The organism is Stenotrophomonas sp. GW821-FHT02D01 (assembly GCF_059421765.1).
The window spans coordinates 68,730-82,233 of the sequence record NZ_JBWKVP010000001.1 but is presented as its reverse complement, the minus strand read 5'-3'; the positions used below and the strand labels follow the sequence as shown (position 1 = coordinate 82,233).

Here is a 13,504-nt window from a genome sequence, read left to right as displayed (position 1 = left end):
GGCACCCCGGCTCACAACTTCAGGTCGAGCAACCCATCACCCAGATCCTCATCAGACAACGTCTGCTGGATCAGGGCCCGATGCGCCTGCTCGCTCCACAATTCGAATTTGTCGCCCATACCGAGCAATACCGCCTTCTTCTCAATGCCCACCGCACCGCGGTGGCTGGCGGGAATGCTGATGCGACCGTTGCCGTCCAGCTCCAGGTGGGCGGCTGAACCGACCAGCTTCTGCTGCAGCAGACGTACGACGCGCTGTGTGTTGGGTTTGGACATGACGTCGTCGCGTACCCGCTCCCATTCCGACTCGGCATACAGCCACAGGCAGCCGGATTCGAACGGGTTGTAGGTCAACACGAGACGGTTGTTGCTGACGCGCGCAACGAGGTCGCGGTGAGCGGTGGGAACCGCCATGCGTCCTTTGTCGTCAACTGTGATGGCCGTCTCGCCCTGGAACACGACGCGTGCACCTTATCCTTCGCCCGGTGAAACATTGAACCACGAAAATCCACAAAACACCCGGATTTCCCTCTGATGCCCACCTTAGCAGCGGCCCAAGGGTTGTCAACAACTTTTCAGCAGGGAAATCGCCAGCCGCATCAATGGTTTGCGCCGATGTTTAGAGAGTTGTTCAAGGTTTATCCACAAGTTGCTGATCCGTCTCAATTTTTGAGATTGAACGGAAGTTCAGGGGTGTGGAGGGCGCGTGAAACATGGGCTGCGCATTCATCCGGAGCGGGCCGAAAGCGACGTCGGACTGCGCAAACCGGGCACAATGGCGCCATGTGCCTGCTTGCTATTGGCTGGTTGCACCACCCGCGCTGGCGGCTGGTGATGGCCGGCAACCGTGATGAGTTCCACGCCCGACCGACTGCAGCCCTGGCCCCCTGGCAGGATGAGACGTCGGTCATCGGCGGACGCGACCTGCGCTCCGGCGGCGGCTGGGCCGGGGTGGGTGCCGGCGGCCGGATGGCGGTGGTGACCAACGTCCGCGATCCACAGGCTTCGCAGACCGGGCCATCGCGTGGCGCTCTGGTGGCCGACTACCTGCGTGGCCGCGATCCGGCGGGCACTCATATAGAACGTCTGGCCGGGATCTCCGCTGCCTATGCCCCGTTCAACCTGCTGCTGGCCGATGGCCACAGCCTGGAGTATCTGGGCAACCACCCGGCCGAGCGGCAGACGCTTGGCGCGGGCGTGCATGGCATGTCCAACGGCGCGCTTGATGCGCCCTGGCCGAAGACCCGGCGGCTGATGGATGCGCTGTCGGCGTGGCTGGCGGCCGATGCCGACTCGCTTGACCCGCTGTGGCAGGCCCTGGCGGATGAACATCGCCCGGTCGACAGCGACCTGCCCGATACCGGCATCGGCCTGGAACGCGAACGCTGGCTCAGCCCCGCCTTCATCCGTGGTGACGATTACGGCACCCGCGCCAGTACCGTGCTGCTGATTGATGGCAACGGACACGGCGAAATCCATGAGCGCCGCTTTGGTCCGCAGGGTGTACCCAGCGGACAGGGTCACGTCATTTTCTGACTGGAACGATAGTGCCGGGCGCTGGCCGGCAACCTCTGGATCTTCCGGGCATGTCACGCGGTTGCCGGCCAGCGGCCGGCACTACCAGGTCCACACCATGCGTGGATGGCGATAGGTAGATCCACGCCATGCGTGGATGGACGTGGATGGAATGAAGGGGCGGAGCCGGCCGATAAGCCGGGTTCTGTCGTGGACAGTCATTCCTCTAGGCGTTACGTCGCCGCAACGCTCAAGCAACCTACCCGGATCCAACGCGGGCCGCGCCAATGGATCCCTATTTGGTCTTGCTCCAGGTGGGGTTTGCCGTGCCGGTCTGTTGCCAGACTCGCGGTGCGCTCTTACCGCACCATTTCACCCTTACCGGCCTTCCGAAGAAGACGTAGGCGGTATCTTTCTGTTGCACTTTCCGTCGGCTTGCGCCGCCCAGGCGTTACCTGGCACCTTGCCCTATGGAGCCCGGACTTTCCTCGGCACCCCCGAAGGGATGACGCGACTGTCTGGCCGACTCCGCCGCGCGCATTCTAACGTACGCAGGCCCGCCCTGCCGGTTTGATTGCGGCGTGCGGTTCATCCATCCACGCATGGCGTGGATCTACCTTACACACGCAATGACGTGGGCGGGCCCGTCCTGCGCAGTAGAGCCACGCCATGCGTGGCTGCGTTTCACCCAACGCCGTTCAACTGCCGTACAACGCCTTGCGCGGTGCGCCGGTCAATTCGGCTGCCAGCTTGGCCGCGGTCGACGGCGGCAGGTGCTCGCTCAGCTTGGCGTAGACGTGCCGGCCATGTGCCAGCTGCGCCTCGGCATCGTCGCCAGCGCCCTGCACCATCACCACGAACTCGCCCTTGCGCTGGTTGTCATCGGCTTCCACCTGCGCCAGCAACCCGGCCAGGTCGCCATCCAGCACGGTCTCGAACAGCTTGGTCAGCTCGCGCGCCAGCACGGCCGGGCGCTCGCCACCAAAGATCGCCGCCATGTCGGCCAACGACTCGGTGATGCGGTGCGAGGATTCGTAGAACACCATCGTGCGCACTTCGCCGGCCAGCCCCTGCAGGCGATCGCGGCGGCCGCTGGCCTTGGCCGGCAGGAAGCCCTCGAAGGTGAAGCGGTCGCTCGGCAGGCCGGCCACGCTCAGCGCGGCAATCGCGGCGCAGGCGCCGGGAATCGGGCTGACCTTGATGCCGGCCGCGCGCGCAGCACGCACCAGGCGGAAGCCCGGATCGCTGACCAGCGGGGTGCCGGCATCGCTGACCAGCGCCAGCGACTCGCCTGCCTGCAGGCGCGCCACCAGACGCTGGGCCAGGGCCTCTTCGTTGTGCTCGTGCAGGGCCACCAGCGGCTGCTGGATGCCGAAATGGGACAGCAGCTGGCCACTGCGGCGGGTGTCCTCGGCACAGATGGCCGCCACCGAACGCAATACCTCCTGCGCGCGCGGGCTCAGATCGGCCAGGTTGCCGATCGGCGTGGCGACGACATACAGGGTTGGGACACTCATTTCAGCGGTACTCACGGGGCAAGGGTAGAATCCTAGCGTGTACCTGGCCAAGGCCGCTGCCCTCATCGCATGGACCCGATCATGAACAAGCCCGCCGCACGCATCTCTGCCCTGTCGCTGTCGTTGATGCTGCTGGCCGGTTGTGCCACCACCAGCCTCGTCAGCACGCCCGAATCGCCGGCCCAGAGCCAGGCGCTGGCGCTGATTGAACAAGGCAAGCCGCGCGACGCCGCCCTGCAACTGGAGGCGCTGGCCGCAACCCTGCGTGGCGGTTCCCGCAGCAACGCGCTGGCCGATGCGGCCTGGGCCTGGCACTTGGCCGGCGACAGCGCACGCGCGCGCAGCCTGCTGGGCCAGGTGACCGCCCGCCAGCTGACCGGCGCCAGCCTGCAGCGTTACCAGCTGGCCAGCGCCGAACTGGCGCTGGCCGACAAGCAGCCGGCACAGGCACTGGCCCTGCTGAAGGATCATGCCGACAACGTGCACCCGAGCCTGCGCACGCGCTGGTCGCTGGCCCGCGCCAATGCCCTGCAGGCCACCGGCGATGCCTTTGCCGCCGCCAGCGAACGCGCCCGTGCGCATGCTGGCCTGACCGGCACCGCGCGCAGCGAGAACCAGGCCGCCATCTCCGGCCTGCTCGGCACCCTCGACGATGCCACCCTGCGCAGTCGCGCCGCCGCCTTGCCGGCCAATGACCCGCTGTACAACTTTGCAGGCCGTGCGCTGATCGCCCGTGGCCTGCCGCTGCCGCGCCCGTTCGATCGCGATGGCACCGCCCAGTTCGACACCAGCAAGCGCCCGCCGGCGATGAGCGATGGCTACCGCCCGCCGGCCAAGCTGGCCGTGCTGCTGCCGCTCAGCGGCCGCCTGGCCACCGCCGCACAGCCGGTGCGCGATGGCCTGCTCAGCGCCTACTACGGTGAAACCCGCCGTCGTCCGGAGGTCAACTTCTTCGACACCGCCGGTACCCCGGCCGGTGCGCTGGCCGCGTATGACAAGGCCGTGGCGTCCGGCGCCGACTTCGTGGTCGGTCCGCTCGGCCGCGACGAGGTGGATGCCGTGTACGGCCGCCAGCAGCTGCCGGTGCCGGTGCTCGGCCTGAACCGCGGCAAGGATGCACCGCCCGCCGGCAGCGCCGGTTTCTCGCTGGCACCGGAGGACGACGGCATCGTCGCCGCCGAATACATGCGTGGCCGCGAGCGCAGCAAGGCGCTGGTGATCAACAGCAGCGACGACACCGGCCGTCGCGCCGCAGCCGCCTTCGCCCAGCGCTTCGCCCAGCGCGGCGGCAGCGTCGCCGCCACCATCGCGATCAGCGAAACGGTGGGGGATGTCAGCGCGCAGGTGCGCAACGCCGGCGCGGTCGATGCCGTGTTCCTGGCCGTACGTGCACCGCAGGCCCGCCTGCTGGCGCCGCAGCTGGCGCTGGCCGGTGCCGGTGGTGCCACCCGCGTGGGTACCTCGCAGCTGACCACCGGCAGTGGCAAGGTCGAAGAAGACGTGGCACTGGACGGCATCATCTACCCGAACGAAGCCTGGAACGTGCGCAGCGTGTCCGGCGTGCCGTCCGCTGCCCAGGTTGCGCAGACCCTGCCCAGCGCGCGCGGCGCCGCCAGCCGCCTGTTCGCCTTTGGCGCCGATGCGTGGAAGATCAGCGCCTACCTGGACAAGCTGGCCACCGAAGGCGGCCTGGACGGCGCCACCGGCACGCTGTACCTGGACAGCAACGGCAACATCCTGCGCCAGCCGGCATGGTCGACCTTCAGCGGTGGCCGGCCGATGCCGATCGCCGGTGGTCGCTGAGCACCTGCAACGTGGCTCGGCGGTGGAAGCCGCCGCCGAGCAGCATCTGCAGCAGGCCGGGTTGCGGCCGCGCGCACGCAACGTGCGTTATCGCGGCGGTGAGCTGGACCTGGTGATGGATGACGCCGGCACCGTGGTCTTCGTGGAAGTGCGCTACCGCGCGCGGCAGGACTTCGGTGGCGGTGCGGCCTCGGTCGACCCGCGCAAATGCCGGCGTTTGATCCACGCTGCGCAGCTGTACCTGCAGGAACATCCCGCCGTGGCCAATGCGCCCTGCCGCTTCGATGTGGTTGAAGCCACGGGCGAACCCCCGCAGCTTCACTGGCTGCGCGATGCGTTTCGGTTGGATGATTGCTGATGCCTTCCATCATCACCCATGCCGCCGTGCCGCTGGCGCTGTGGTGCGCTGCTGATCGCGGCCGTATTTCTCCGCGTCTGCTGGCCGCCGGCGTAATCGCGGCGATGCTGCCCGACGCCGATGTACTCGCTTTTGCCCTGCACATTCCCTACGCCGATGCGTTCGGCCATCGCGGTGCCAGCCACTCGCTGCTGTTTGCCCTGGTGCTCGCCGTGTTGGCAGCGGTGTTGGCGTTCTTTGGTAGCCGCCGGCCATGGTCTGCGGTTTCGCGCCAACCAAGGTTGGCATCTACCGGACATGCATATCCGAGCGTTGGTAGCGGCCGACCTTGGTCGGCGGGTTTGTGCCAACCAAGGTTGGCATCTACCGTGCAAGCGGCGGTGTTCGTCTTCGTGTGCGCGGCCAGCCATCCGCTGCTGGATGCAATGACCTCCGGCGGCCTTGGCGTGGCGCTGGCCTGGCCCTGGAGCGAACACCGCTTCTTCGCGCCGTGGCGGCCGATCCGCGTTTCACCGTTTGCCCCGCAGTTCTTCAGCGCGCGCGGCGTGGCCACACTGCTCTCCGAACTGCGCTGGGTATGGCTGCCTCTGGCCGGCGCCGTTGTTGCCTGGAAACTGATTCAACCCGCTCCTGCTGCCCCACGAGATCCGTCATGAGTACCGCACTACCCGCTGCACTGGTTGCCGAACTGTCCGCCCTGCTGGGCGCGGAAGGCTGGCGCATGGATGACGGCGCATTGGAGGCCAACGCGCAGGACAACTCGTGGCGCCACCAGCGCCCGGCTGCGGTGGCACTGCCGGCAGATATCGAACAGGTGCAGGCGCTGGTGCGTGCCTGCCGCGTGCATGGCGTGGCCCTGGTCGCGCGCGGCGCGGGTACCGGCACCACCGGCGCTGCGGTGCCGTTGCCCGGCAGCATTGTGCTGTCGTTCACCCGCATGGACCGCATCGTCGAGATCCGCGCCGGTGACCGCTGCGCGGTGGTGCAGCCGGGCGTGCTCAACGGAACGCTGCAGCAGGCACTGGCACCGCACGGCCTGTTCTGGGCACCGGATCCTTCCAGCGCCGAGATCTGCAGCATCGGCGGCAACCTGGCCTGCAATGCCGGCGGTCCGCGCGCGGTGAAGTACGGCACCAGCCGCGACAACGTGCTGGGCCTGGTGGCGGTGACCGGCTCCGGCGAAGTGATCCGTTGCGGCGGTGCCTACACCAAGGACGCCACGGGTTACGACCTGACCCACCTGCTGGTGGGCAGTGAAGGCACGCTGGCGCTGATCGTGGAAGCCACGCTGAAGCTGACCCCGCTGCCGGTCAGCCAGGCCGGGCTGCGTGTGCTGTACCGCGATGCCGACGCGGCCGCCGCTACCGTGTCGCGGCTGATGTCGCAGCCGGTCGTTCCCACGCGCTTGGAATTCATGGACGCACGCAGCCTGGAGCTGTTGCGCCTCAACGGTGCCGACGTACCCGACGCTGGCGCGATGCTGCTGGTCGAGGCCGATGGTGACCACGACACCCTGCCCTACCTGCTGCAGGCACTGGCCAACGCCGCCGAAGGCGACGGCATGATCGAACTGGATGTAGCGATGGAAGGCCGCGCGCGCGACCAGCTATGGGCGGCGCGCAAAGCGCTGTCACCCGCCCTGCGCAGCGTCGCGCCGGGCAAGATCAATGAGGATGTGGTGGTGCCGGTGTCGCGCATCCCCGATCTGGTTGCCGGCGTGCAGGCATTGGCCCGCGATTATTCGCTGACCATCGTCACCTTCGGCCATGCCGGCAACGGCAACCTGCACGTCAACATCCTGTACCACCCGGACGATGCCGACGAGAACGCACGCGCGCACGCGGCGCTGCCGAAGATCTTCGAACTGACGCTGGCGTTGGGCGGCACGCTGTCGGGCGAGCATGGCATCGGCTTGGCCAAGCGCGATTTCATGGCGAAGGCGTTCACCCCGGAAACACTGGCGGCGATGCGCGCGATCAAGGCCGCGCTGGATCCGGATGGCATCCTCAACCCGGGCAAGGTGCTGCCGCCGGCTTAGCGATAGGTGGCGGTCCACACCGCCTCCCTGGTGCACGCGAAGGGCTGTTGTTTGCCTGCGGTGCATTGGCCGAGTACGTGGATGTGCAGCGCACGCGACGTGAGTGGGTACGCAGAAGGGGTCGGATCCCTTTGCGTTGCAAAGGGATCCGACCCCACGGGGTTTACCAGCTGTAGCTCAGGCCCACCTGGGCGCTGGTCTGGTGGTAACCCGAGGCACGCTGCAACGACAGCCCACCCCACGCGCCCACTCCATTGGCAAATTTCAGCGACGCACCGGCACTGAACTCGCCACGGCTGCGCGGAATGCGCGCGTCCACCGCCTCATCGTCCATCAGCACGCCCGACGCCGCACGCTGGTGCAGCCAGTGCGCAGCCACATACGGCTGCACCTGCGCGGCGCTCGTGCCCCACCGGGTCACACCGGAAAGGCGCACGCCCGCACGGCCGAACAACCCATCGGCATCGCGCGTGGTCACAACCGTGCCGTTGGCTTCGGTGTGGCGCAGATCATCCCAGCGGTTGTACCCGACCTGCAGCTGCGGCTCCAGGTAGAGGCCACCGTTGGCAGCACCACCTACGCGCACCGCATAACCCGCTTCCACCGCGCCCTGCCACGCCTTGCTGTCATAGCGCTCCGGGGTCAGAGCCAGGCCTTCAACCCGGTTGCGGAACTGCGAACGCTGCAGCGAACCATCCACATAGAACCCTGCATACGGATCTTCATGCGGTGCACGCCAGGTGCCATACACACCCAGTGCGGCGCCCTTCACCTTGCCGCGCGCGTAGTAGCCGGTCAGCGCATTGGTGGAGGTGCTGCCGGCGTTGCCGGCGGACAGCATGACGCCGAAGGCGCTGCCGTCCGCGTTGCGCAGCAGGTCTGCCCCCACGCTCAGCGCCTGGCTGTTGCCCTGCACATCCAGCTGGCGGCTGACCGCATCGAAGCCACTACGCGAACCGTCCACCCGCGCCCAGCCGCGGCCACCGTTCTGGCCTGCCTGGCGGTCGTGGTAGCCCAGGCGGAACATCACCTGCGAAGCGGTCAGATTGGCCAGGTAGGCACCGCCTTCCGGGCGCAGCACCGGTACTACCGGGCCGCCGCAGTCGGGCAGCGTCGGATCGGCATCGCACGGGTCCGGCGTGGTCGGCAGCTGCGAGCGCAGGTACCAGTTGCCCTCGCCACCGGCCACGCCGCCCTTGTGCAGGAAGTACTCGTACTGTCCGCCCACCGCGCGCCCGGCCAGATCGAACTGGCCGTTGGATGCGCCGTCCACGCGGATCAGCTCGATGCCATCCACCGTCTGCGCGCCGGCGCCGCCCACGTTGTTGACCGCCACCTTGGCGGTGCCGCTGGTATCGCCCAGCACGTGCAGCAGGTCGGTGTTGGACCCATCGGCGCCCAGCACGGTGTTGAACAGCACGGTGCCGCCGTTGCCGGTGAAGGTGTCCACGCTGAGCGTATTGAAGGTGCCACCATCGCCCAGCGCCAGCGTGCCGCCATCGTTGAGCGCCAGCGTGCCCACGCTGCTGTCGCCGCTCATCTGCCAATGGCCGCCGTTGTCCAGCGTGGCGCTGGTGACGTTGGTGAACGCACCGGTGACGCTGCCGCCGTTGGACAACGTCACGTGGCCCTGGCTGCCATCGTCGCCCACCACGATGTTGCCGCGCAGAGCGCTGGATTGAACGTCGAAGTGGGCGATGGGCAGGTCAGTACCCGTCGTCGACACTTCCAGCAGGTTGCCATTGCCGCCGATCAACTGGCTGCCATTGCGCACGGCAATGCGTGCCTCGGCCGAAGCGCCGCCGCTGGATGTTCCCCTTACCTCGATGGCTGGGCCGGCAAGGCCTTCCACGGTCGAGCCGTCGATGACGTTCTCACCGGGCGTATCCATGCTGATGTCGCCCACCCTGAGCCGGATGCCGGCGGCTACGCCCTCAATGCGGCTGCCGCCAAGGACGCTGAGGCGACCACCGAACGAGTTGACGCCAACGTTGCCACCCGCGACGGAGGTATTGGACAACATCAGGTCCGTGCGGGAACCCATGCTCACCGCATTGACCACGGATCGGATGGTGCTGCCGCTGATGTTCACGGTCGTCCTGTCTGGTGACGACGGGTCGAGATTTGTGACCCGCAAGGCCTCACGACTGGTGTTGGTCAGGGATGAATTGGAGATGGTGGCTGTACCAGAAACCATCGCAGCGTAAGAGCCGGAACTGGTGACCGTGGCACCATCCATCTGCAGGGTCCCGGCGCCGCTCATGGCAATGTCGATGAGCTGCGCGCCAGGCTGCACGATCAGCGTGCCGCCGGTTCCCACCGTCCAGCGTTCGGCAGGCGCCCCCGGCCCCAACACCACTTCACCATCCACCGGAACCACGCCGGCAAAGGCAGCGGGGGCCACGGTGGCGAGGGCGGCCATGAGGGCCAGGGGCAATCGGCGGTGCTGAATGGGATTCATGGAAAGGGTTCCTGTTTGATGGATCAGGCAGCCGAACTGCGGAGGTGCGCAGTCCGGTGGTAACGGCCGCTACTGTGTCCGTCGTACTGGATCGATCACATTCAATTAGTTGTAAAAGTGGCGATTGCGACAAAAAAAAAATTTAGGATTTGTTAATGCTGTCGCGTGGGAGCGTGATGGGCCCGTGAGCGGCGCGGCCGGTGCCTGCAGGTGGCGCCGGGCCCTCGCCGGCGCCACCTGCAGGCCCGTATCACCAGGCGTAGCGCACGCCCATCTGCGCAGACACGTTCCGGTAACCCTGCTCGCCGCGCTGCACGCTCAGGCCACCCCAGGTCCCCAGGCGCTGGCCCAGCTTAAGCTCGGCACCGGCCTGCACCTCGTAGCGGTTGCGCGGCACATCCGCGCCCAGCGTGTCACCGTTGAACTGCAACGTGCTGGTACCGCTGCCGCGCAGCCAGTTGACGCCCAGGTAAGGCTGCACGACGTTACCGGCTGCGGTGCCGTGGCCGAACACGCGCGCGCCCAGGCGCCCGCTCAGGCCGCCGGCATCGGCACGGTCGATCACCGTACCGTTGCTCTCCACATGGCGGTCGGCGCGGAAATCGGCATAGCTCAGCTGCAGCTGCGGCTGCACATACAGCGCGCTGGCGGCACCCTGCCACACGTTGAAGGTGTGGCCCGTTTCCAGCGATGCACTGGCCATGCGCGAATCGTAGTGCTCCGGCTCCAGGCCGATGCCCTGCACCCGGTTGTCGAAACGGCCGTACTGCAGGGTTGCATTGATGTAGGCACCCTGCGTGCCACCGGCATCCTGCATCCAGGTGCCGTACACCCCTGCCGCGTTACCGCGCACGCGACCCTTGGCGCTGTAGCCGGTCAGCCCGGACACTACCGTACTGTCGGTGCGGCCGCTGCCCAGCATCACGCCAAAGGCCGCGTTACCCCGACGCAGCACGTCGCTGCCAATCTGCAGTACCGACGTATTGCCATCCACCGACAGCTGACCGCCGACCGCGCTGAAATCCGCCTGTTGGCGGCCCACGCGCGCCCATGCAGTGGGACCGTCCTGTAGCGACACCGCGCCAATACGGTCGTTCAGGCGATGGGCAAACATGTTGATGGCGGCCGACTGATTGGCCAGGTAGGCACCTGTCTCCGGGCGCAGCACCGGCGGCGGAATCACCGGGTTGTCGCCACCCTCGCCTTCTTCGCCGCCTTCACCCGGGTCAGGCCCCGGCCCCGGGCCAGGATCGACCACACAGCCCGGCGCGTTCGGATTGTCCTTGCAGACATCGAACCACTGCGAGCGCAGGTACCAGTTGCCATCGGAAGGATCGGCAAGACCGCCCTGGAACAGGAAGTACTCATGGGAACCACCCACTGCACGCCCGGCCAGCGCATAGGTCGCCAGCGACGCACCGTCGACTTCAATCAACGGGATGCCATCCACCGTAGGTGCGCCCACTCCGCCGATGTTGTTGACCACGATGCTTGCATCACCCGAGGTATCCCCTCGTACATGCAGGCGATCGATCGCGCTGTCATCGCCGGCCAGCGCGCCCTGGAACAGGAACGTGGCGCGTTCGCTGTGCAGGTCACCGTCCACGGTAAGCGTGTTGAAGCGGCCGCTGCCGTCGGACAGTGCCACCGCACTGTCCCGCACCTGCAGTCCGACCGCCGTGGCATCGCCGGTCAACGTCCACTGACTACCGCTTTCAAGCGTGAGGGTCTGCACCAGATCAGAAGCCCCCTGCCACAGCGAGCCGCCGGCCAAACGAACATGCACATCGGACTGCGGCACCAACCCGGCGTCCTCGTCTTCGGGCGTGATGACGATATCGCCGTGCAGCTGCGAGCCACCGTCCAGCACCACGTCGAAACGCCCGGCGACAGCAGCATCCAGCGCCAGGCCGATGCCATTGCCACCGGACACCACCACGCCGTTGCTCAATGTCAGCGCCGGATCGCGGCTGCTGCGCAGCCAGATGCCCCCGTGCCGGGCGCTCACCAGTGAGCCACCATCAATGCTCATGCGGCCGTTGTCGTTGATCACTGCTGCCCAGGCCCCCTCACCCTCAGTACGCACATGGGTGTTGACCAGCGTCATTTCGCCCGTACCCCCAGACAACACGCTGTGCGAACTGACGCCAGTGGTGCGCACCACGCTATCAGCAAGGTGTACGGTGCCGCCAAGACGGGCGATGGCACCGGCTGCACCATTGCCTTCGGTAAGAATGTCGGAGCTGCCAACCGTCAGTTCCGGGCTGCGGCCCGAAGCACCTTCGGCGTAGATGCCATGCCCGTTCTGGCCGAGCGTCCGCAGCTGGCTGGACACGATTCGCGCGGTTCCATCCATGATGGACACGGCCTGCCAGAACTCGCCATCGGCGCTGACGATGGAGTTCTCCACGTCCAGATCGCCCTTTTCGAACATCAGGATGCCCACACCATTGCGCGTGGTGATGGACGAACCTGCCACCTTCACAACGCCGCCCGCTTTGTTGATGTTGATACCGATGGAATTCGTATCCAGCTGGCTGTTGTACATCGTCAGCTCGGAGCCAGCGGCCATGCCGATGCCGTGATACCCCGACATCGCCACGCCATCCAGCAGAAGCTTGCCGCCGCCACTGGCCGCGAAACCGACAACCCTGGCGTTGATGCCACGCGCATGAATGCTGCCGCCGCGCATCTGCGCCTCTCCCACAATTTGCATGCCGGCGCCGGAGCGCTCGTGGGTGAGGTCGATGTCTACATCTTCCAGCACCAATCTGCCCAGCCCTGCCAGCACCCCTGTTGCCCCTGCGCCGAGGCCATTGATCTGCACCGAACGTAGATGTGCGTCGCCATTGTTCTGCATCGCAACGCCATAGCCGCTGCTACCGATATCGATCCGCACGCGCTCGGCCTGCAGGCTGCCACCGCGCACGTCCAGGCCATTGGACTGGCTGGCGTTGACCTCGATCACGCTGTCGATCACGCGGGCAGTGCCGTTCTGCACGGAGACGCCGTGCGACAGGCCGGCCTGCGTGGTGATGTGCACACCCTCAAGCACCAGGCTGCCATCAATGGCCTCTGCACCATGGGCCGCCGTGCCCTGCGTCTGGATACGCGTGCCAACGGCGTGAATCTCACCTCCGTTGGCCGCGGACAGGCCTGCCGCGCCGTAGCCGGTGGTGAGCACACTGCCTTGTTGAAGCGCGATCCGGCTGCCTGCGCCTTCCGCACGCGCCGCCGCGGCATACAGTCCTTCGGTGCGCAGCGTCACTTCGCCTGCTGGAATGATGGTGCCACCGTTGATGGCCAGGAACGCGTAGCCCGCCGGATCGCCGGGCTGCACCGGGTCGACCGTGTGGTACTCCCCCGCCGCCGGCGTCTGCTCATCACCATCAGCAACGACCTGCTGTGCTTTCACGGGAGTCTGAGCAGCAAGCGCGAGGGCCATCGCCAAAGCCAAGGGGCAACGCAGGTGATATCGGGGCATGACACGTCTCCGTAAGGGGACGGCCATGCTCGGTGGGAGCTGGCAGCGCGACTATCGAATGCGTTGCAAAGCAACGTGCGACAAGGAGTCGCAGTGCTGCCGGCGAAGATGAATGTCCCTTGGGCCGCGCCATCGTGCAACCGCGCTTTACAACTAATTGCATGGGAAGCGAGCCGGGCGCACAGGACACTGGCGCCCGTTCCAGAAACGCACTGTCGTAATCGCCCCATCACTCGGCATACACATGGCCGCGGCGTATACGTCACCAGCCTGAACAGGTATGCCGTGCCGTTGGCAGTGCAGTGTCCTAGCCATTCCCCATGTAGAGG

The 13,504-nt window shown here is 66.8% G+C and carries 9 protein-coding genes and 1 other RNA gene; 5 read left to right on the top strand and 5 right to left on the bottom strand.

The features are described 5' to 3' along the window. Positions 1-11 precede the first annotated feature (11 nt). Positions 12-458: a division/cell wall cluster transcriptional repressor MraZ gene (mraZ, locus tag AC07UW_RS00310; protein ID WP_025876601.1), complete on the bottom strand. Its 447-nt coding sequence runs from the start codon at positions 456-458 to the stop codon at positions 12-14. Positions 459-782: 324 nt separating this feature from the next. Between mraZ and AC07UW_RS00305 the strand changes: the two genes are divergently transcribed. Further along, entirely contained in the window at positions 783-1,535 is a 753-nt protein-coding gene (locus tag AC07UW_RS00305) for an NRDE family protein (RefSeq protein WP_495211205.1), read from the top strand. Positions 1,536-1,692: 157 nt separating this feature from the next. Here AC07UW_RS00305 and rnpB read toward each other — a convergent pair. Both rnpB and rsmI read right to left on the bottom strand, forming a co-directional pair. Then, positions 1,693-2,044, bottom strand: an RNA gene (gene rnpB, locus AC07UW_RS00300) — RNase P RNA component class A. Positions 2,045-2,212: 168 nt separating this feature from the next. Beyond that, positions 2,213-3,031 carry a 16S rRNA (cytidine(1402)-2'-O)-methyltransferase gene (gene rsmI, locus AC07UW_RS00295; protein WP_495211204.1) on the bottom strand — a complete coding sequence of 273 codons (819 nt, stop codon included), beginning with the start codon at positions 3,029-3,031 and terminating at the stop codon, positions 2,213-2,215. Between the two features lie 81 nt (positions 3,032-3,112). Here rsmI and AC07UW_RS00290 point away from each other — a divergent pair, with 81 nt between their 5' ends. Genes AC07UW_RS00290 through AC07UW_RS00275 form a run of 4 tightly spaced genes read left to right on the top strand, consistent with a single transcriptional unit; the run spans position 3,113 to position 7,230 of the window. Beyond that, positions 3,113-4,834 carry a penicillin-binding protein activator gene (locus tag AC07UW_RS00290; RefSeq protein ID WP_495211203.1) on the top strand — a complete coding sequence of 574 codons (1,722 nt, stop codon included), beginning with the start codon at positions 3,113-3,115 and terminating at the stop codon, positions 4,832-4,834. Continuing rightward, entirely contained in the window at positions 4,824-5,192 is a 369-nt protein-coding gene (locus AC07UW_RS00285) for a YraN family protein (RefSeq protein WP_025876611.1), read from the top strand. Before AC07UW_RS00290 ends, AC07UW_RS00285 begins: the two co-directional genes overlap by 11 nt. Further along, on the top strand, positions 5,192-5,848 hold the full coding sequence (locus AC07UW_RS00280) for a metal-dependent hydrolase (RefSeq protein WP_495211202.1): 657 nt from the start codon (positions 5,192-5,194) through the stop codon (positions 5,846-5,848). The genes AC07UW_RS00285 and AC07UW_RS00280 overlap by 1 nt, the downstream gene beginning before the upstream one ends. Beyond that, positions 5,845-7,230, top strand: coding sequence for an FAD-binding oxidoreductase (locus tag AC07UW_RS00275; protein WP_495211201.1), 1,386 nt, complete (start codon positions 5,845-5,847; stop codon positions 7,228-7,230). Before AC07UW_RS00280 ends, AC07UW_RS00275 begins: the two co-directional genes overlap by 4 nt. 163 nt (positions 7,231-7,393) lie before the next feature. On the opposite strand, the gene AC07UW_RS00270 is transcribed toward AC07UW_RS00275, so the two are convergent. Both AC07UW_RS00270 and AC07UW_RS00265 read right to left on the bottom strand, forming a co-directional pair. Beyond that, a complete protein-coding gene (locus AC07UW_RS00270) occupies positions 7,394-9,691 on the bottom strand; it encodes an autotransporter family protein (RefSeq protein ID WP_495211200.1) in 2,298 nt (765 codons plus the stop codon). A gap of 250 nt (positions 9,692-9,941) precedes the next feature. Continuing rightward, on the bottom strand, positions 9,942-13,175 hold the full coding sequence (locus AC07UW_RS00265) for an autotransporter family protein (RefSeq protein ID WP_495211199.1): 3,234 nt from the start codon (positions 13,173-13,175) through the stop codon (positions 9,942-9,944). Between the last annotated feature and the right edge of the window lie 329 nt (positions 13,176-13,504).